Annotated in this window: 14 protein-coding genes and 1 pseudogene; 4 read left to right on the top strand and 11 right to left on the bottom strand. The window is 55.9% G+C overall.

Going from position 1 to position 21,005, the window contains the following annotated elements; translation table 11 throughout:
- The 4 genes and pseudogenes from ABSG47_RS04425 to ABSG47_RS04410 form a co-directional block, all read right to left on the bottom strand.
- Positions 1–224 (bottom strand): annotated as a pseudogene (locus ABSG47_RS04425) (EamA/RhaT family transporter); the annotation flags it as partial.
- A 282-nt stretch (positions 225–506) separates the two neighbouring features.
- Positions 507–1,439: an aldo/keto reductase gene (locus ABSG47_RS04420; protein ID WP_424166923.1), complete on the bottom strand. Its 933-nt coding sequence runs from the start codon at positions 1,437–1,439 to the stop codon at positions 507–509.
- Between the two features lie 6 nt (positions 1,440–1,445).
- Positions 1,446–3,071 (bottom strand): sodium:solute symporter, encoded by a 1,626-nt coding sequence (locus tag ABSG47_RS04415; RefSeq protein ID WP_424166920.1) that lies wholly within the window; start codon positions 3,069–3,071, stop codon positions 1,446–1,448.
- Positions 3,071–4,066 carry a zinc-binding alcohol dehydrogenase family protein gene (locus tag ABSG47_RS04410; protein ID WP_424166917.1) on the bottom strand — a complete coding sequence of 332 codons (996 nt, stop codon included), beginning with the start codon at positions 4,064–4,066 and terminating at the stop codon, positions 3,071–3,073. Before ABSG47_RS04410 ends, ABSG47_RS04415 begins: the two co-directional genes overlap by 1 nt.
- A 184-nt stretch (positions 4,067–4,250) precedes the next feature.
- Between ABSG47_RS04410 and ABSG47_RS04405 the strand changes: the two genes are divergently transcribed.
- Positions 4,251–4,970: a FadR/GntR family transcriptional regulator gene (locus ABSG47_RS04405; RefSeq protein ID WP_424166915.1), complete on the top strand. Its 720-nt coding sequence runs from the start codon at positions 4,251–4,253 to the stop codon at positions 4,968–4,970.
- 7 nt (positions 4,971–4,977) lie between these two features.
- Here the strand turns inward: ABSG47_RS04405 and ABSG47_RS04400 are convergent, their stop codons facing one another.
- Entirely contained in the window at positions 4,978–5,814 is an 837-nt protein-coding gene (locus ABSG47_RS04400; protein ID WP_424166912.1) for a helix-turn-helix transcriptional regulator, read from the bottom strand.
- Between the two features lie 180 nt (positions 5,815–5,994).
- On the opposite strand from ABSG47_RS04400, the gene ABSG47_RS04395 reads away from it, so the two are divergent.
- Together ABSG47_RS04395 and nqrF are read left to right on the top strand one after the other, a co-directional pair.
- A complete protein-coding gene (locus ABSG47_RS04395) occupies positions 5,995–7,383 on the top strand; it encodes a sugar porter family MFS transporter (RefSeq protein ID WP_424166909.1) in 1,389 nt (462 codons plus the stop codon).
- 102 nt (positions 7,384–7,485) lie between these two features.
- Positions 7,486–9,765, top strand: coding sequence for an NADH:ubiquinone reductase (Na(+)-transporting) subunit F (gene nqrF, locus ABSG47_RS04390; RefSeq protein ID WP_424166906.1), 2,280 nt, complete (start codon positions 7,486–7,488; stop codon positions 9,763–9,765).
- Here nqrF and ABSG47_RS04385 read toward each other — a convergent pair.
- Positions 9,724–9,909: a hypothetical protein gene (locus ABSG47_RS04385; RefSeq protein ID WP_424166903.1), complete on the bottom strand. Its 186-nt coding sequence runs from the start codon at positions 9,907–9,909 to the stop codon at positions 9,724–9,726. The genes nqrF and ABSG47_RS04385 overlap by 42 nt on opposite strands.
- A 267-nt stretch (positions 9,910–10,176) precedes the next feature.
- Between ABSG47_RS04385 and ABSG47_RS04380 the strand changes: the two genes are divergently transcribed.
- Positions 10,177–12,417 (top strand): formylglycine-generating enzyme family protein, encoded by a 2,241-nt coding sequence (locus tag ABSG47_RS04380; protein ID WP_424166900.1) that lies wholly within the window; start codon positions 10,177–10,179, stop codon positions 12,415–12,417.
- Positions 12,418–12,689: 272 nt separating this feature from the next.
- Here the strand turns inward: ABSG47_RS04380 and ABSG47_RS04375 are convergent, their stop codons facing one another.
- The 5 genes from ABSG47_RS04375 to ABSG47_RS04355 form a co-directional block, all read right to left on the bottom strand.
- Positions 12,690–12,887, bottom strand: a complete 198-nt coding sequence (locus ABSG47_RS04375) for a hypothetical protein (protein ID WP_424166897.1) — start codon at positions 12,885–12,887, stop codon at positions 12,690–12,692.
- 59 nt (positions 12,888–12,946) lie between these two features.
- Positions 12,947–14,920, bottom strand: a complete 1,974-nt coding sequence (locus tag ABSG47_RS04370; protein ID WP_424166894.1) for a S9 family peptidase — start codon at positions 14,918–14,920, stop codon at positions 12,947–12,949.
- A 53-nt stretch (positions 14,921–14,973) separates the two neighbouring features.
- A complete protein-coding gene (locus ABSG47_RS04365) occupies positions 14,974–18,387 on the bottom strand; it encodes a TonB-dependent receptor (protein ID WP_424166891.1) in 3,414 nt (1,137 codons plus the stop codon).
- Positions 18,388–18,838: 451 nt separating this feature from the next.
- Entirely contained in the window at positions 18,839–20,581 is a 1,743-nt protein-coding gene (locus tag ABSG47_RS04360) for a S1 RNA-binding domain-containing protein (protein WP_424166889.1), read from the bottom strand.
- 180 nt (positions 20,582–20,761) lie between these two features.
- Positions 20,762–21,004, bottom strand: a complete 243-nt coding sequence (locus ABSG47_RS04355) for an excisionase family DNA-binding protein (RefSeq protein WP_424166886.1) — start codon at positions 21,002–21,004, stop codon at positions 20,762–20,764.
- Position 21,005: the final 1 nt, after the last annotated feature.

Here is a 21,005-nt window from a genome sequence, read left to right as displayed (position 1 = left end):
TCGCTGAAGATGTAGCCGGTGCCTTTGAGCAGCGTGGGAAAGGTCCAGCGCGCGACAAATACGCCTGTCACCATGCAGAGAGATATGGCAAACGGCGAAAGGCCAATTGTGACGAGTTTTGTTGGCGCCTCCGCAGCGCCAAGCCATGCTCCGGCGACAAGCGCGCAATAGATGCCGAGCCAATGCAGATGGCTCTCTTCATGATGGCCAGGTGTATGACTCATAGGCCCGAAGCTCCGTTTAACTCAAAATGACAAGCAGTAGAATGCCCAGCACAAGGACGGCGGCCGGGACGAGAAAGTGGGCGTCGGAAACGATAGTTCTGAGACTGTTTGTGGTCAATGGCATCTTCTTTCTCGCTCTTACTTTACCAGTAAGAGAAAGCTCTTGATTTTTTTTGCAGAAGCTCTGTCAATTCTCTTGGAAAGTTCCTGGTGAATAGTTCTTCATGAATCGTGAACAGGGAAGCGCAGGAGCCAGATAGAAGAGATACAGCACATATAAATTTAGTTGTTCTCCGCACGTCCTGTCTTCCATGTATGGTTATGAATTGGCTCCAGGATGCCCAGTGCCTCGCGAAGCAATTCGTCGTCAATTGGAGTTTCGGCTGCGCGCACTGCTGCTTCCACCTGATGGGCGTTAATAACTCCGATCAGGGTCGAGGCAATTCCGGGCTGCGTGGATGCATACTGAATAGCAAGTGTTGCGGGATCTGCACCCCGGCAGCGAAGAAAGTTAACTGCATCTGCACAAGCTTTGCGGACATTTGGCGGAGCGGGATGCCACAGCGGTAATACCGTACCCACAAGCAGGCCCTGGGAAAACGCTCCCGCGTTGATGACTCCAATGCCGCTTCGTGTCCACTCCGGCAGCCGGTCGAGCAGTGTGGTATCGTTCAGCGCGCAGTGATTGTAGGAAAGCACGCAATCCACAGAAGCAGTGCGGGTGAGCGTGTGCAGAGCGGCGAGTGGGTAGCCGGTAACGCCAATCCATCGTGCCTTGCCCGATGCGGCAATGCGATGCAGCTCCGGAATCGTCTGCTCGGCGATGCTGCTGAGGTCTCCGTACTCAACGTCATGCACATGCAGCAGATCGACATAATCCAGTCCAAGGCGCACCAGGCTTTCCTCAATGCTTCTGCGCGCACGCGCAGGACTGAAGTCGAAAACATCATCTCCATAGCGGCCAACTTTGGTGGACAGGAGAAAGCGGTCACGCGAAACGTCCTTGAGAGCCTTGCCCAGCACGCTTTCGGCACGAGTATCGCCGTAGAACGGAGAAACATCAATCAGCGTGATGCCGCACGCCAGAGCCGCATGCACAGCCGCAATGGCATCAGCCTCTTCGACCGGGCCAAAGACTCCGCCGCCAAGCGATGAGGCTCCAAAGCCGATAGCGGAAACTGAGATGCCCGTGGACCCAAGTGGGTTTTGCTTCATAAAGCCTCAGTGAAAGATGGCGTACATTGCGATAAGAACGCCGAGAAGAACGGCAGACATGATGCGAGGATCGCTGGCGCTTCTGAGCGGCTCGCGCGTAAGTGCCGCGATGGGATTCGGCCAGGTGAGTCCTTCGATAGCCTCTGGGCGTGGCGGCGGCGTAGCGAGACTGACCACGATATAGATGAGGCTGCACAAGCAGAACATCCACCATGCCTGCATCAGAAAGCTGATGCCCAGTCGATCGCTCAACAGGCGAGTGTTACCGATAACCGGAAGATCAACAACGAAAGCGGCAATGCCCATTGCAAGGCCTCCAATGAGCGTGGCAATCGACGCCTGATATGTGCCGCGTTTCCAGAAGACGCCGAAAAGGAAGACAGTTGTGATGGGCGGAGCGAGATCCGAGGCAATGATGTTGATCGCCGCAAAGATGCTGGTGAAGCGGGCTCCCTGCGTTGACCACAGAATCGCGAGCAACATCACGATGGCAGAGCTGATGCGCCCAGCACGTACCACTTGCGCGTCCGAAAGCGATGGCCGCACGCGTTTGACGAGATCGACAGCCAGAAGCGTGCCGGAACTATTCAACGCTGCGGAGACGGCGCTCATGAGCGCAGCAAGCACAGCCGCACTGATTACACCGCGAAGCCCCGCGGGAATGAGCTGCTCAATCAGTACAGGAAGAGTGGCATTCGCATCCGAGCCAATGCGATCCTTAAAGAGAACATAAGCGATGACTCCCGGCAGTATCAGCAGGAACATGGGGAGAAACTTGAGGTATCCGGCAAAGATAGGTCCCAACTGCGCGTCACGCTCGGAACGCGCGCCCAGGACGCGCTGCACAATCGTCTGGTCAGTACACCAGTACCAGATACCAAGGATGGGATAGCCAAGAAAAATGGCGTACCAGTTCAGCCCGACTGTGCTGTGTGTTTGTAGAACATGAAGCTGGTTTGGGCGGGTTGCGGCTCGAAAATCCGCAAGCGAATGAATGCCATGCGCAGGCAGCGCGTGAATGGCAAAGAAAGTGATAAGGCAAATGCCAAAAAGCAAAACGCAGGTGTTGATTGTCTCCGTCATGACTACAGCCTTCAATCCGCCGGCGATGGTGTAGACGGAGATAATCACTGCAATCAGCAACACCGATAGCTCAACGGGCAGGTTAAAGAACTGATGGAAAACAACCGCGCCGGCATAGAGGCTCATGCCTATATGAATGAACAGAGCTGCAAGAATCGCCATGCAGGCAAGAATGGAGCGTGAAGCGGGCGAATAGCGTCGTTCCAGAAACTCCGGAAGAGTTCCAATGCGGCTACGAAAATAAAAAGGCGCAAAGATGAGCGAGAGGAGAACCAGCGTGAACGATGCCATCCATTCAAAGTTGCCCCAGACAAGACCATCCGTATAACCGGAAGCGGTCAGGCCGACAAGGTGAATGGTGGATATGTTGGAAGCAAAGAGCGCAGCACCGACAACCGGCCACGCAAGGCTTCTACCTGCCAGAAAAAAGACCTGGCTCGTAATTCGGGATCGCCTTGCCGACATCAGCCCGACGGCCAGTATCAACACGATATAGACAACAATGACAACCAAATCTACAGGAGGAATGGCTGTAGAATGGCTTGCCATTATCGGTTGTCCTCGATCGTATCGCTATCTTGCGAAACAATGGCCTTGATGAGTCCGGGCCTCGATGGTAATTCAGCAAATTCACCGGCAACCTCAACGATAGAAAGCCGATGGGTAATCCACTCTTTCACGCTGATCTCGCCACTCTCCAGCATGCGCAGGATTCGTGGAAACTGGTGAGCGCTGTTGCGGCTGGACAACAAGGTAATTTCACGCTTATGAAAGAACCCGTCGTCCAGCGTGACTGGGCTGCTGGTAAGGCCAACAAAGACCAGCCTGCCTCCCGGCGCCACACGGTACAGGCTCTCTGCCATTACCTTGGCATTGCCGGTTGCGTCAAAAACGATGTCGGCGCTCTGGTCTTCCATTGAGTCAACAGTATTGAATCCTTGCCGCTTCGCAAACTCACGTCGGCTCTGATCCTGTTCCGCTATGGCCACATGGCAGCCCGCGGCACTCGCAAAAAGCGCCGTGCCAAGACCAATAGGCCCCGCTCCGACCACCAGCGCAGACTCGCCTTTGCGCGCTCCGCTACGCACTACGGCATGGCTGCCAATGCCAAGCGTCTCCACAAGCGCAAGCTCATCCAGAGAAAGCGTTGCCGAGCGGTGAAGAAGCCTGTAAGGAACTGCAAGTATCTCCTGCATCCCTCCATCGCGGTGAACGCCAAGGACTTCAAGGCGCTCACAGCAGTTTGGCCGGCCCATTCGGCACGTGCTGCACTCGCCGCAGTTCACATAGGGTTCAATGGCGCAATGGTCGCCAACCTGGATGCCATACTCATTGTCCTCGGCGCTCACTACCGTTCCGGCAAGCTCATGGCCAATCACGCGGGGATACGTGTAAGCAGGGTGGCGCCCAGCAAACGCATGAAAATCCGACCCACATACGCCTATACGATTGATGCGAAGCAGCGCACAGCCCTCCAGGCGGGAGGGCTGCTCAACTTCGCGAGGGAGAAATCGCCCCGGAGCAGTGAGCACAAGTTGGCGCATAATGTCGATTGGTTCATCCTTTCAATTGAGAAAAAGATTATGCGGTGATCGGCATATTAGCGTCAACTGGAAATTGATTTCAGAGCCTTTCAGGATTTTTACAGTTTATTGGTCAACCTATTGGCATCCTCGAATTGGGTAACCATTCCATCCGGCGTGGGACGGTGACATAATCAATGTCACAATGGTTAAGCCGCGCATACCTGGCAGTTCCTCGCCTAAGAATCGTGTCACCGCTTCCTTGATCTCTGAGATCAAGGGCATGATTGCCAGCGGAGCACTGGGGCCCGGCTCGCGGCTCCCGGCTGAGCGAGATCTGGCGAAGCAGTTTCATGTCAATCGCGCCTCAGTGCGGCAGGTGTTCAAGGTGCTTGAGATGATGGGAGTGCTGACGCAGCGTGTCGGCGATGGAACCTACCTCAGTACGAGCGCGGAAGCAATTCTCAACGAGCCTCTCGACTTTCTGGTGTTGCTCGACGATCTATCCCATCATGAGCTTTTCGAGACGCGTCTGATTGTTGAGCCGGAGCTTGCTGCCCGCGCTGCCGAACGCGCCACCACGGAAGATCTTCATGCGCTTCGCACAGCAGTCACAGAGATGCAGAATTCCACAAACACGGAGGAGCGGCTTGCTGCGGATATGGCGTTCCATGATGCGATTTTTCGCGCCAGCGGCAACCGCATCTGTCAGCTTTTGTTCAAGCGAATTCATCGCACCCTACTGAGCAGCATGGGCCATCTGTCGAACCGCGTCTCGCTCGATCAACCGCTCAGCTTTCACAAACGAATTTATGCGGCAGTTCGCGGGCATGACGCGGAAGCAGCGCGACAGGCTATGCGGGAACACATTCTCGACGCGCGCTCGTTGCTTTCGCTAAAATCTCCCGCTAAGAATGCACGTTGACACAGGGCTACTTCCATACTTGTCCGCGCCAGGCGGAAGGGCTCTTGCCGGTGCGCTGCTTAAAGCGGCGCGATAGATGAAATTGATTCGTAAAACCGGTGTAATCCGCAATCTCCGCGATAGAAAAGCCAGTGTGGAGTAACAAGTCCGAGGCCAGGTCCAGGCGTGTGGCATAAAGCTGCTCCATCGGCGTGGGCCGGTTCGCCAGGCGGCATAGCTTGAGCAGGTGCTGTCGCGAAACTCCGGCGGCGCGTGCAATGTCATTTAACTGCAGCGGGCGCGCATACGATTCAGCAAGAAAGCGATCCATTCGCCAAAGCACAGTCTCACCGGGATAAGAGGCTTTGCGGCGGTCGCGGACTGCTGAGGCAAACGAACACAGAATACTGATGCCCAGCGCCTCGCAGGCTGCATTATGCAGAGAATCAGTAGTAGAAGTAGAAACGGCGTCGTGCCGCGCTATATCCAGCAGCGTCGCCATTCGGCCAAGGAAGGGAAGGGGACCGCCATAGCGTTCAAACTGTTGCCGCAGTTCCGAGCTAAGCAGCGACGGCTCGATGGCTACCCAACTGTGCCTTGTTTCTCTGTGCGGCGCAAAGTGGAAGAGTTCCCGATGACCGGGGCTCAGAAGAATTCCATGCCCTTCAGGAACTTCAATGACCTGACTGTCAAGCGTTAAAGCAAGAAAGCCCGTATGGATGACTACGAGCTGATAGTCGGGTTGACGCCGAGGTCCAAAGCTCCCGCCCTTGGCGTAGAGAACATCGCCGATCACCACGCGGCCTCTCTGCAAGCGGGCATAGGTCTTGGTCAGGCGCCTGGGTTCGGCGGAAATTTCATCCATGAGCAGTTCCAATCACCCGCATAGGGCGACCATTAGGTTCATCTGGGATATATATATTGTCCCCTGGGCCATTGTCTATTGTCTGTTGCGAAGAGCAGACTTTTCTCCATTGCGGATTACACGCCATCGTGGCCGAAATACACGAATCAGCCATGCTGGTTGCTAGAGAGGTGGGAAAAAGTGAAGCCGGCGCGAAGATACTCCTGGTTCCTTTTGCTTATGACGGGAGTCGCCGCTCTCGGCGGTCTGCTTTTCGGATACGACACGGCCGTCATCTCCGGAGCTATTGGCCCGTTATCGGCTCATTTCCACCTGGGAGCGGCTGCCACGGGATGGGCTGCCAGCTCCGCGCTTGCCGGTTGTGTTTTCGGCGCGGCCGGCGCCGGGTTCGGTTGTGATTTGTATGGCCGTCATCGGTTCCTTCTGTTCGCAGGCGTCTGCTTCTTCGTTTCGGCGGTCGGAGCAGCCGCGGCCAACTCCCTCGGTATGCTTGTAATTTTCCGCATCCTGGGCGGTCTAGGAATTGGTGCAGCTTCCGTGATAAGCCCGCTTTATATCTCTGAATCCTCTCCGGCCCGATGGAGGGGAAAGCTGGTTGCGGTCAATCAGCTCGCCATCGTCTTCGGCATGCTCCTGATCTATCTGGTGAACTATCTGATCGCCCGCAACAGCGACGCACAATGGAACGAAAACATAGGCTGGCGCTGGATGTTTGCCTCCGGCGTGCTCCCTTCAGCATTACTGTTGCTTCTTCTTTTCACTGTGCCGGAGACAGCACGCTTTCTGCTGCTCAAAGGTCAGCGCGCCGAAGCTGAAAAAGTGGCTGCGCGCACAGGCTCGGAGATGTTGAACGAAATCCTCGCAGCCGAACGCCCTGTAACAGCCACCATTCCAAATCGCAAACGGATGTACGCTGTAGGCATTCTCCTGGCGGTGCTGCAGCAGATCACTGGAATCAATGTATTTCTCTATTACGCGCCGTCGATTTTTGCGCATGTCAGCCATTCAGGTGACTCCGCACTCTTGCAGACGATTGCCGTCGGCGCGGTCAACGTTCTATTTACCATTGCGGCCATGATGTTCGTGGATCGCATCGGACGCAAACCGCTGCTTCTCTGGGGATCGGCGGGAATGCTTGTATGTCTGACAGCGATGGGCTGGGCCGTCATGCATGGCAGCAATTCCGCATGGCTTCTCCTGTGTGTATTGTCATATATCGCCTGCTTTGCGCTTTCTGTTGGGCCAGTCACATGGATTCTGCTCTCAGAGTTATTCCCATCCGCCGAACGAGGTCTGGTAATGGCCGTTAGCACAGCGGCGCTCTGGACAGCGAACTTCGCCGTCTCGCAGACGTTCCCCATGCTGGATCAGAGCGCGTGGTTAATTGCAAGATTTGGCCACGGTTTTCCCTTCTTTCTATATGCGGTCTTCTGCTTGTTGGAAATCTGGGTTGTCGCCATGCTTGTTCCCGAAACTAAGAACAAACGGCTGGAAGAGATTGCACGTCAGTGGTCCAGTGAGGAGTGGGCGCGATCGACAGAAGAAGCTTTCTTAAAAGCGCCCGAATAGTCTCCGCGCCTGTGCTGCCGGGCCCGGAAATGAAGATGCATGCGGCGATTGCAGCCAGATCACTATACGGCTGCAGACGCATTTTCTGAAGGGAGTCTTCTTATGTCTGTCCCTGTTGAAGCCGCAGAGGTAAAGACACTGGCGTTGGATTACAGTCTGATCGGCGTCAACGCGAGGCTTGCTGTTGAGCGCGGACTCGCGGAAGCGGACTGGTACCAATGCGATGTACCACGCGCCACCATGCGCACATTGCTGGAGCGGCGTGACGGGCCGGCAATCCGCGACACCTTGTTATGGTTTGCGCTCATCATAGGCAGCGGAATCGCCACATGGCGATTGTGGGGCACATGGTGGGCTGCAATCCCATATCTTCTATACGCCGTGCTGTATGCCTCTACCTCCGATTCTCGCTGGCACGAGTCAGGTCACGGTACCGCCTTTAAAACAGACTGGATGAATAACGCGCTCTATGAAATTGCATCCTTCATGGTTATGCGCGAATCCATCGTGTGGCGCTGGAGCCACACGCGGCATCATAGCGATACGATTATTGTGGGCCGCGACCCCGAAATCGCCGTGCCCAGGCCGCCAAGTCTTCCGCGCCTCATTGGCGCCTTCTTCAACCTGCCTGTATACCCCTCTTATTTTCGGCATATCGTAGTCCATGCCTTCGGCAAAATGACCGCGGCAGAAAAAACCTTTATTCCTGAAATGGAGTTTCCCAAAGTCTTTCGCAGGGCGCGTGTTTATCTCGCCATTTACATCGCGGTTATCCTACTCGCTGCAAGCATGCGAGGCATTCTGCCGCTGATGTTAGTCGGCCTTACGAATCTCTTCGGCACGTGGCTCATGGTGGTCTATGGGCTCACACAACATGCCGGCCTGGCCGAAAATGTGCTAGACCATCGGCTCAACTGCCGCACCGTATACATGAATCCGGTGCATCGCTTTCTCTACTGGAACATGAACTACCACGTAGAGCATCACATGTTTCCGCTGGTTCCTTACCACGCGTTACCTCAGCTGCATCAAGCGGTGAAAGAGGACTGCCCAGTACCCTATCCAAGCCTGCTTACGGCCTGGCGAGAGATCTTTCCAGCGGTTCTGAAGCAGGTGAAGGATCCGGCATATCACATCAAGCGTAAGCTGCCCGAAACTTGCAAGCGATCCAATAAAAGCATTGTCATTTCAAAGGATTCTCCTGACGCAGATGGTTGGGTTCAGGTCTGCGATGCAAGCCGTCTCGCCTGCGCAGATGTGCTCCGCTTCGATCACGGCAAGAAGAGCTACGCGGTTTATCGGGATGATGCCGGCCGACTGTATGCAACCGACGGCATTTGCACGCATGGAAATGTGCATCTGAGTGAAGGACTGGTCAAGGGCAACATCATTGAATGTTCCAAGCATAATGGCCGCTTCTTTCTGGCGGATGGCTCACCAGCGCGTGCGCCAATTTGCCGCGGCCTCGCGACCTATCCCATGGAGGAGCGAAGTGGGCTGCTGCAAATCAATGTCGCAAAGCCGGGCGGCGTCGGCGCACGCGCGCAAAATACATACCGGTTTCGTGTGGTGAGCAATCAGAATGTCGCCACTTTTATCAAGGAGCTTGTGCTCGTTCCGGAGGCAGACGAGGAAGTCGCCTTTCTTCCGGGAGATTATTTGCAGGTAGATATTCCGGAATACAAGGAAATTCGCTTCCGCGATTTTGACATTCCCCAACCATTCCGCAAAGTATGGGAGCAGCAGCATGTCTTTGAACTGATTGCGCGCAACCCTGGCGGAAATCGCCGCAATAATTACTCCCTGGCAAGCAATCGTCAGACAGAAGGAACCCTTCGCTTCAACGTGCGCATCGCAACACCACCGCCGGGCCAGGATTGCGCTCCCGGCGCTGGCTCAAGCTATATCTTCAGCCTCAAGCCTGGCGATACAGTAACAGCCATCGGTCCATTTGGCGATTTTCACATCAAGCCTACGCAGCGGGAAATGGTCTACATCGGCGGCGGAGCAGGTATGGCTCCACTTCGTGCACATATCTCCCACCTGCTTGAGACCGAACAGAGCGCTCGGCGAATCAGCTTCTGGTATGGCGCGCGCTCACGCCAGGAGATTTTCTACGCAGACTACTTCGAGCACCTGGCCGAGCGATTCCCAAACTTCCATTTTCATCTCGCACTTTCTTCGCCTCTTCCCGAGGACGTATGGACGGGCCACTCCGGCTTTATTCATGAGGTTCTGCTTGAAAGTTATCTGCGCAATCATCTTGCTCCTCAGCAGGCTGAATACTATCTATGCGGTCCTCCGATGATGATTAAAGCCTGCACAAGAATGCTGAACGAACTAGGTGTCGCAGAGCGGCAGATTGCTTTTGATGAGTTCTAGGTTGTGGTCCGTCGTAAGAATTGCCTGCGCTTCCTTTGAGGCTCTCAGTGTCTTGGCGACCCTGGGCGGCAGCTTCTGCACTGAATTTACAGCTTGCGTCTGTTCAATGAATTTGATGGCGTTGACGCCCTTTTCTCGGGTCATGCCTGCTGCATTCCCTCCCGCGCGTAGCTGTGGCATCCATAAATATCGAATGACATAGCTCATCGCTCGCTCACTTCACTTGAACAATTTGTTTTCCCACCGCCTCCTATGCACTGCGCCATCGGGCTCCAGCACCGCTGCCATCACGCTGGCCCAGTGAGCCGTGTAACATCGATAGATCGCAAATCACGCGGAAAGCGCAGCATGCTTTCCGCGTGATTTGCGTTACACTGCTCGCAAGTTCGTATAAAAATTTCGGCAGGCCATGTGAAAATCACCTCGATTGCGCTTCAATCCGCAGTTGCTTTTGGACTGCTTGCAGCATTCTCTGCCGCACAGGACACCGCCTTCGCTCCGCGCGGCCAGCAAATACCTCCGCCCACTTGTCTCGACACGCGCGATGCATGGCAAGGCAGATTTGCCTCCTGCACTCAGGCTAATTACCGTGACTGGCTCGCGGACATCACGCACTGGCGCACTGAACGTCGCATCCGCGTCGGATACAGCGCCGAGCGATACGACTTTCCAGCTCTCAAGTGGGCGCAGTCCGCCTTCCTGCAACCGCAAATGATGGTGCATGATCGTTACTTCTACGACCCCACCGCAGGCGCTTACACCGTAGATCGCTATCTCGACGACCTCAATCGCCGTTATGGCGGCATTGATGCCGTGCTTGTCTGGGCAACTTACCCCAACATGGGCATAGATGACCGCAATCAGCTCGATATGATTCGGTCCATGCCTGGCGGCGTGGAAGGCGTCCGCAAAATGGTGGCCGATTTTCACCACCGCGGCGTCAAGGTACTCTTCCCCATGATGATGTGGGACCAGGGCACGCATGACCCCGGAGAGCCGTGGCCAGATGCTATTGCCGCGTTGATGAAAGAGATTGACGCCGACGGCATAAACGGCGATACGCAGGATGGTGTGCCGCTCGCATTTCCCCTCGCTGCCGAAAAAATCAATCATCCTCTCGCATTCGAGCCCGAAGGCGGCCCGAACGACGAAGAGTTGGCGTGGAATGTTCTCACCTGGGGCCAGTATTCTTTTCAATTCGTTCCCACAGTTGATCGCTACCGCTGGCTTGAGCCGCGTCACCAGGTCAATATCCAGGACCGTTGGGGCCGCGATAAGACCGATGATCTGCAATTCGCCTTCTTCAACGGCGAAGGCTGGGAGAGCTGGGAAAATGTATGGGGCGTATGGAACGGCATCACGCCGCGCGCTGCTGAGGCCACGCGCCGCGTCTCCGCCATCGAGCGCGCCGTTGCTCCCTTTCTCGTCAGTTCTGACTGGCAGCCGTTCTACCCCATGCTTCACTACGGCGTCTATTCCAGCCGCTGGCCTCTTGGCAATCAAGCTGTCTGGACCATCGTCAACCGCAACGAGTACAACGTCAGCGGCCCGCAGACGATTGTGGCCGCCGATCCCGGCACGCGCTACTTCGATCTCTATCATGGAGTAGAGTTAACCCCCATTCATCGAGGCTCGGAGTCGGTGCTCGAATTTTCCATCGAAGCGCAAGGCTACGGCGCAGTCTTTGCAATTCACGGTGAGCCCGATGCGCGTCTTATCGATTCAATGGCAAAGATGGCGCGGATGACATCCAAGCCGCTCTCCAGTTACTCCAACCAATGGACGCAACTCCCGCAGCAGCTCATCGAAATTCCGACCACCACGACCGTATCTTCCGCGCCGTCCGGCATGGTGCAAGTCCCATCCGGCAGTTTCGACTTCAAAGTGGAAGGTATCGAGATAGAAGGCGCTGACGCCATCGGCGTCGATGTGCAGTATCCGTGGGAAGACAGCCCGCGACGCTTCCACGAGCACCCCATGCAGATCCATTCCTTTTACATGGACAAGTACCCGGTGACCAATGCGGAGTTCCGGAAGTTTCTTGATGTTTCGCACTATCATCCCAAAGACGATCTCAACTTTCTCAAAGACTGGAAGAATGGAACCTATCCCGAAGGCGCCGCAAACAAACCTGTCACCTGGGTTTCGCTGGAGGATGCGCGCGCCTACGCGCTATGGGCAGGCAAGCGGTTGCCGCATGAGTGGGAATGGCAATATGCCGCGCAAGGCAGCGACGGACGCCTCTATCCCTGGGGAAATTGCAACTGGCAGTCACACCAGCCTACCGAGCAAATTTCCTCCTGCGCTTCTGGAGCAGACGCGCTAAGTACTCTCGCGCCGCTTTCCGATCACGGTCGCGTCATGCTTCCGGCCAACGACGTGGACGCGCATCCATCCGGAGCCAGCCCCTTCGGTGTCATGGATATGGTTGGCAATGTCTGGCAGTGGACGGATGAATACACGGACGATCACACACGGGCTGCCATTCTTCGCGGCGGCAGCCATTACCATCCACTCGGCTCAATATGGTACTTTCCGCAGGCATACCTGAACTCGCAGCACAGCAAGCTGCTGCTCATGGCGCCCAGCTATGATCGCTCCGGCGCCATCGGCTTCCGCTGCGTAAAAGACACAGAGGAAGCAATGCGCTAAACGCAAAAGCAATCTGTTGCAGTATTTCAGACGTCAGAAATTGTTCTTCCGCACAGTTCTACCAAGGAAACGCCATTGAAATTGCTATCTTCCTTGATAGCAATTGGGAGAATTAATCCAGTGCCCAAGAACGCAGCTTCATCAAGAAAGCTGACGAAACGCTGTGTATATGATTTCAATTTTGTCCAATGCAATGCAGGGCCATATCACATTGGTGCGCGACCGCCTGATTGCCTTCATCGACAGTCAAAGCTGAGCGGGCTCATCGAGGCTCAGCGACGCTGAATCGTACTGAAAAAACTCTCCGGATACCACGCCGGCAAGCCCGGTGCATTGGTCACCGGCTGAACGCCGGGATTATATGTGCTCGTATCGCTGTGATGTTGTGCAATTACAGCAACTGCAGTGAGAGAAAAAACGGTGTCACAGAAAATTTGAAGCTTGAATGGATGCCAGCCGCGAAAATTCATTTCCCATCCTCAGGCATGGACCACGTTCGAATCACTCGGTTCGTGGTCCATGCGCCGTGTCATTGCGCCGATTCCGGCTGCAGATATTTGTTCAGGTACGCAAGTTCCTTTTCAAACGCATCGCGCCTGTGTTCGCGCTGCTGGAAGCCGTGACCTTCGCCCGGATACGTGATGTAGGTAAAGGTTTTTCCAGCTTGTTTCAGCGCTGCGGCAAGCTCTTGCGACTCCTGCGGAGGCACCTGCGGATCTTCTTCGCCATGCAGAATCAGGAGCGGCGTTTTGATATTTGCCACGTCCGGAAGAATGTTGGCCTTGCGATAGACGGCCGGTTTTTTCTCCGGAGGTCCGCCCATCTTGGTCTCCCAGCGAATTTCGGAGTTGCGATTGGTGTAGCGCAAGAACAGTGCGCGATCGACCACGCCGAATTTCTCAATGCCCACGGCAAACGTGTCCGGAAGTTTTGCCACCGCGTTGGCCACTACAGTGCCTCCATGGCTGCCGCCGGAGATTCCAACACGCCTGGGGTCTGTCAGGCCCGCATTTACCAGGTACTTCACCGATGCTGCGATGTCATCGATCTCACCGCCGCCGGAGTCCTCGACATTCGCGTTGCGGAACCGTTCGCCGTAGCCGGTGCTGCCGCGAAAATTCGGCTCAAGCACTACATAACCCTGGTCCGCAAGAAAGATGGACCACGGTGCGATGCTTAAAGTTACCTGGCCTTCCGGGCCGCCATGCGCAAGAATCACGGCTGGATAACGCTTGCCCGCTTGATACCCCACCGGCTTGTAAAGAATCCCGGCCAACGGGAGACCATCCTTGCTGTTGTAATGCACAACCTCAGGCACGATGCCGAGCTCTTCAAAGCGGGAAGGGTGGACCGAGCCCTGCAGTTGCGGTTCGTCTTTGCCCGAGACGGCCGCAATGTATGTTGCCGATGCGCCAAGCGTGGACCGCCACTGGAAGCGAATCGAGTTGCTGTCCGCGGACCAGCGCAGCCCGCTTTCAAAACCTTTAAGGTTCGTGATTCGATGGGCATCGCCGCCGGACGATGAGACTACCCAGATGTGCCGTTCTTCCGCGATGCCGCGATTGGACTCAAATGCGATCCACTTGCCATCGGGCGAGTACACCGGTTCTTCATCTTCGCCAGTTCCGAAGGTAAGCTCCGTTGGTTTTCCGCCAGCCGCGGGGATGGTCCAGATCTTATCCCAATGCGTTTCTTGCAGAACCACTGCAAGCGTGCGGCTGTCCGGTGACCATGCAGCTGTATTGATAGCCCACGCGCCGCCCGGATCATTCTTTGCCACATACACATCAATGGCTGTGCCGGCTGCGCTTCCAGTCTTCTGGTTGAAGGGAAGCACTTTCAGCTTGCCGGAGAAAAATTCACGCGAGCGTTCCGTATAGGACACGCGTGTTCCATCCGGAGCCCATTGCGGCCGCGGATCGAAGCGATCGGAAGAGACTGCGTCGCCGTGATCCGGCGCGGAGTTCGCGATCACATCGGCGCCGTGATAAATCTCCGTCACGGCCAGGAGGTTGAGCGTCTTGCCGTCTTCGCTCACCACATAGAGTTCATTGAACCCCTTCTGGCCGGACTCATAGAGAATCCACTTGCCCTTCGGGTTCCATTGCGGATGATGGTCCGTCGCGCCGCGCGGGTCGCCGGGGCCTGCCGGGTCGTGGGTCAACTGAACGGGATCGCCTCCATTCAGGGCGACCGACCACACCTGGCCCTTGCTGATGTAAGCCACATGCAGGCCATCCGGCGCCAACGCAAGCTCGGACTTTGGTTCAGGCGATGATGTCAGCAGCTTCTCTGTTCCACCGTCTGCGGGCCTGAGTGCAATCTGTCCCTTGTCGAGTGTGACGGTGTACTTCCCATCCGGCGTGGTCGTCTCTCCGCCGCCACGCGCGAAGCCGCCGCCTCCAACTCCCGCGCCCAGCAAGTCATCAATCGTCAGCTTCTGCGCCTGTGCCGCGAGCAATACAGGCGATGCCAGCAGAATCATCAACAGTGTTTTTCGCATTGCGTATGCTCCAAATCATGCAGATAGAGGCCGCGAATTTGGCCTCGATGCGGTTAGAAGACGAACTTGCCGTAAACCACAAGAACACGCCCGGAGACGATCGCTCCCTGACCGGTTCCGTAAATGCTGGTCGGTACGCTCACATCTGTCGTGACCGTACCCAGAGTCTGCCCCTTGTTTACGTCTAAGTTCGGCACGCCGAAATTCGGATGATTGAACAAGTTGTAGGCGGAAGCGCCAATCTCAAAGCGCGTGCTTTCGGTAACGTGAATCTCTTTACCGAGTTGCGCGGAATAGGAGGCGAAGCCCGGTCCGCGGAAGCTGTCTGGCTTTGTGTTGCCCCAGTCTGCCTGCGCTGCAGTCGTCTCCGTGGCCGTCGCAGGGCTGAAATCGCTGGTGTTCAGGCAGGGCGTGGTCACGGCTCCCTTGCCGCAATGAATTCCAAGCACCGAGTTGTTGGTTGTGTCCGCAAGCACTGTGCCGGTAAACGAGCTTGAAAACACATTGGCCGTGCTCACGCCGCTGTTTGTCACCGCGAATGGCCGGCCACTGTAGAGGTACATCTTGCCGCCCAGCTTCCAGTTGCCCAGAGCCCTGTTCAAATATGCCTTGCTTAGCCGCGGCGTGGAGTAGACAAGATCCGCGGTAAAGTTATGCCGCGTGTCGAACGCCGTGGGACCGTAATTCTGATTCGGCGTTCCGGTGGCATCCGCGCCGTTCAACGCGTACACCGTGGGGTTGTAAATCGTGCCTAGCTGAAGCGCCTTGCTCCATGTGTAGCTGGCCTGTCCCTGCAGGTTGTGCGACAACGCGTGCCGTTCCACAAGCGTGACACCGTTGTAACGCGAATAGCCCTCGTCAAAGATCTGCGTGACAGTAGAGAAGCGAGGATCGGGAATCGCAGTTGGCAGGCCGCCGAATCCGTTTGCGGCCCAGCCATTTGCCGCGGTGTTGGAAAGCGGCTCGTTGTAGCCGTGATTGCCGGCATACGCAATGGAAAACACATCGCGATGCGTCAGCGGCTGCTCAACCTCAAAGCTCCACTCCAGTGTCTTGATGGTATGAAAGCGATTAGGGTTTACGTAAAGAGTAGGTGTAGAAAATGTGACCCCGCTCGGCACTGCTGCCTGGAGTTCATTCAGCGTATCGCCCTGCGAGAAACCCGTCTGAAATGCGGTGTTGGAGGCAATAGCGGTAGCCTGCGATGAGCCGCTGTCGCTTGTCAGGCCCACAATGCCGTTCGTCACCTTTGGCGAAAACTTGTTCGGAGCATTTCCGTAAACGTTGGCGGCAATGCTGGCGGCAATCGTATTGGCAAACAGTCCGATGCCGCCGCGAACCACAGTTTTGCCTTCTCCGAATGGCGAGTAAGCAACAGCGACGCGCGGCTCTGGAATCACACCTTCGAAGTGCGTAAAGTCCGTGTGAATGCCCGTCTGCAGTGTCGCGTTGTATGCCACATTGCTTCCCGCCTCATAGCCGTTCGCCAGAAACTCCGTATTCGCACGCGAGTAGCACGCTTCCTTGCACCAGGGATTTCCCTGGTATTCGAACCTGGCGCCGTAGGTCAGCTTCAGATTCTTCAGAATCGCCCATTCGTCCTGCCCATAAAAGCCCAGCGAGTCAACGCGAAGGTGAACCGTGGGCAGTAGCGGAAACGACTGCGTGAAGCTGTTGTAATTCTTAGCATCCGCAATGTTGCCATCAGCGAAGTCAGCAACGCTGCCGAATGCATAGGTCCCAATCACTGTTCCCGCCTGGTTCGCGGTGCTCGTAATGCGGTTGTTGCGGTTGTTCACGCCGAATTGCAAAGTGTGCTTTCCATGCGTCCATGAAAGATCGTCGATAATGCCGAGCTGCTGGCCCAGACGGCCTTCCGGCGCTGCCGGCCCCAGAGCCTGGAAGCCCGCGTCTCCCGCGCCGCCATCTGTGAAGCTGAACGCAAGCGGAAGCGCCGCCTGCGATTGCTGAAAGTTGCTCGATCCGTAGAACACGGCCGTGTAGTAATTGCCGTTCAGCACCAGGTTGTTCACCAGGTTCGGCGTAATGGCGTAGGTATAGTTCAGTTGCGGAATCACCCACGGCTGCGGGCTGAAGCCGTCGAACAACGGGCTGATCGGACTGGTGCTGCTGGCCTGAACTCCGTAATCGCGGCTGATGCGAAAGTAGAGCTTCTGCTTGGTGTCGATATTCCAGTCCACGCGACCGCTCGTCAGATATTCCGTGTTCACGCTTGACGCCGTGGAAACAAACGCCACCGCGCACGAAACGCCGTCAGTACCGCCGAACGTAGCGCCTCCTCCGCCCGGCACCGCAACTCCGGTCAGACCGTTATTCTTTCCGCAGCCTGAGTTGCCCGTGCCATCCTGCAGTTGCCCCGTCCCATTCGTCACGACAACAGCGCGGTTAATTCCGGGCGCCGCGTTATACAACTTGAAAAGGTCCTGATAATATGGCACGGATGCACTCGGCAACTCCGCCAGAACATAGCTCTGCAATGCCGTCGACGGCAGAGAAACCACCTGGTTGGTCGGCAGCGCGTAACGCAGGCCCTCATAGTTGAAGTAGAAGTTGATCTTGTCTTTCTTGATCGGCCCGCCAAGCGAGCCGGCGTATTGGTTGGCCACGGAACGGCCGCGCGGCGTGCCCGACGCGTTGCTGAAATAGTCATTCGCATTCAGCACGTCGCCGTTGTAATTTTCCACCAGGTTGCCGTGGAACCGGTTGGTGCCCGACTTGCTGATGTAGTTCACCTGCGCGCCGGCCATGCGCCCATATTGTGCGCTATAGGCATTCGTGATTACCGATGCTTCCGCGACATCGTTCTGCCCCAGCGTGTTGTTGCTCGATCCCGACTTGTTGTTCAGGTTGTAGGGTTCGACAATGTCGGCGCCGTTGTAGGTAAAAAGCACCGAGCTGAAGGGAAGGCCGTTGACATTGAAGTTGGTGTTGCCGCCGCCAACATTCACGCGCACACCCGGCGTTGAAAACGCGACATTGGTGATGTCGCCACCATTGACGGGTGTATTTTCCACGTAATGCATGTTGTAGTCGGTCAGGTTATTTCCATTTTCTGTTTGCAGCAGAGAGTTGCCGGCTTCCACGTGAACCGTCTGGCTCACGGACGCCACCGAAAGCGCCAGATCGACAGACTGCTCCTGCCCCACCAGCAGATGAACAATCACTCGTGCTCCCGATAGCCCGTTGGCCTCCGCTGAAATCTCATAATCGCCAGGCTTGAGAAACGGAAAGCGATACTGTCCGGTCGAGCCGCTGACGGTTGTACTGATAGCGTCTGTCTGAGGCTGTCGGATGCGGACTGTGGCACCTGCTAGAACCGCGCCGCTCGTGTCTCTCACCGTGCCAACAACGGTTGCACTGGTGAGTGTCTGCCCAAAGATGAAGGGCACTGGCAATACGAACAGGAAAAATGCAAACAAGAGGGCGGAAATTTTTTTTGAAATCATTTTTATCTCCCGGAGCGTGAGAATGTGCTGGCTGCACGTGCAAATGCACGCAGATCAAGGGCGAGCCGAGACGCACAAATTCACACTGCGGAACAACCAGGAGAATGCGCAGATTTCAGGTACACGAAACCATACAAGGCACCGTGACTTTGTGGGTCAGCTATAGCTCAATGCGGATGGCAATGGGATAAGATCGGATGTCGTTAGCGACATCGACAAGGCAGGAAGCACGCCGCTGCGGCAATAGAACGACCATCGAATCTATAGCTGCGCTTGTGCATGTGTCTTGTATATCACATATCAATATGCTGTCAAAGTTTTTCTTCACGCGAGCAGCACGGACCATCCAACCAGCAGGATCAGATGAGACAAGGAATCAGAAAAAGCGAAGAGTGGTGAATTGATCGTCTTCCGCTCTGGAGCGCTCAGCAGAGCGGAAGACTTGAATGAATTACGCGAGATCGACTTCGATGGATTTGCTTGCAGGGTCAAGCCTGGTGATTTTAAAGGTGCGGATTTGGCCGGCCTGCAGCGGCGCTGGTTGATTGGCAGCAGCGGGCGCACTGCCCTTCCAGCGGGCCTGCAGCATCGAGCTTAACGACGACAGGTCGGCTTTGCCAGATGTCGTGGACGTCGCTGCGTTGAGAGCCGGCGTCGAAAGCGCATCTGATATACCGCAAGCGGCGCGGATGCCTTCGCCTAATTCAATGATGGCCGGCGACTCAGTGACTACGCGGCCAGAGACTTTGTCACCCACCTTGTGCTCGGCAATGTACTCGTCAAGGCCGGTAGGGATGAGTTGCTTCATGCTGAGCTTGATCTGACGCTTGCCCGCATCGAGAGCAAGGATCTGCGCTTGTACGGTCTGGCCTGTGTGAAGCACCTCCGAGGGATGATTGAGGCGGCGGTCGGCAACGATTTCGCTGATATGGACAAGACCTTCCAGGCCTTCGGCGATTTGCACGAATGCGCCAAACGCCATCATTTTGGTGACAGGGCCCTGAACATGAGCGCCAACAGGAAACTTCTGTGCAAACTCAGTCCACGGATCGGTGAGGGTCTGTTTGAGGCCGAGCGAAATGCGACCAGGCTGCTGCGGACCTTCCGGCGGCTTGATGGAAAGAATGACGGCATCGACGCGTTCACCGGGTTTTACGATATCGCTGGCAACGCGAACCTTCTTGCCCCAGGACATCTCTGAAACGTGGATAAGCCCTTCAATGCCGGGCTCGAGCTCTACGAATGCGCCAAAGTCGGTGACGCGTGTAACGGAACCGCTGATGCGTTGGCCAGGCTGATAGCGCTCAGGAACAGCTTGCCACGGTTCGGACTGAAGTTGCTTGAGGCCGAGCGAGATCTTTTTCGTGTCGGAATCGATTTTAAGAATTTTGACTTCGAGCTTCTGTCCGACTGCGAGCACATCTTCGGGCTTGGTGATGCGTGTCCATGCAATGTCGCTGACATGCAGAAGGCCATCAACGCCGCCAAGGTCAAGGAATGCGCCATAAGGCATAAGCGTGCGTACCGTGCCGGTAACCGTATCACCTTCCTTGAGTGTGGCGTAACGGCCCTCGGCCTCCATGCGCGTCTGCTCTTCGAGGACAACGCGGCGGTCGACGACAACATCTTCATCGGCGACGTCGAGTTTGGTGATGCGACACGTAATCTGCTGGCCAACCAGGGCCTCCAGCGCGGCTGCATCGTGGGTTCCGCTGCGGCTGGCGGGCATAAAGGCACGAACGCCGATATCGACGCTGGCTCCGCCTTTCACAATCGCTGTAACCGTACCCACAACCGCAAGCTTCTGCTCAAAGGCTTCTTCAAGGGCAGACCAGTCTTTAGGTTGGGCGACCTTGAAACGCGAAAGATCGTAGTAGCCTTCCTCGTTACGGCCTGTAATGGAGACGGGATAAGTTTGGCCGGCCGCTACATCCAGGCCGTTGCGATCGAAAGCGGAAAGTGGAAGGACGCCCTCGATCTTATACCCGATGTCGAGAAAGACCTTGTCTGCTGAGACGGAGATCACTGTTCCTTCAAGCTGTCGTTGTCCTGCCTGCGGAGGATGCGCGTGGGATCTCTCGAACTGGGCGAGCAGGTCACCAAAGCTTTCAGTGGGTTCGGCAGCGGCCTCGGCCACGGGCTCGGAAGTGATTTCAGGAATGGGCTGGTTTTCAGGCGCGTTGTCTTGGTTCATGGCGAATATATTTTATTGTTTCATGGCTTTGTGCTGCGAGTCTCGTTCCGGTCTCGCACAATCGGACAGAATGCCAATTGGCTTTGAATCATAAGGCGAGGTCTCACGCATTTCCTGTCTCAATTCCAGCACTAACCTAAGCATTTTCGTGAACACCTCTGTGAATATATCGCCGAACCCTTATTGCTGTCTCCTGTCAGCAGCGGCACGGGCGGATGGGTCCAGCACGGCATCCAACTCAGGCCGCAGAAATTTCCAGACACAGCGCCGAACACCGGAAAGTTGATGTGCCGGAACCTTTCTTTCACGCACCCATTGGAACAGCGTGAGCAGATTGACTCTAAGATATTGGGCTGCTTCTGCTTCGGTGAGCCATTCGCTGGCAGAGTTGGCTTTCCATTCGGGCATCGATTTTATATTCATT

The organism is Occallatibacter sp. (genome assembly GCF_049510455.1).
Taxonomy (GTDB): Bacteria; Acidobacteriota; Terriglobia; order Terriglobales; family Acidobacteriaceae; genus Telmatobacter.
The sequence above is the reverse complement of the archived record's forward strand: the minus strand, read 5'-3'. Positions and strand labels throughout refer to the sequence as shown.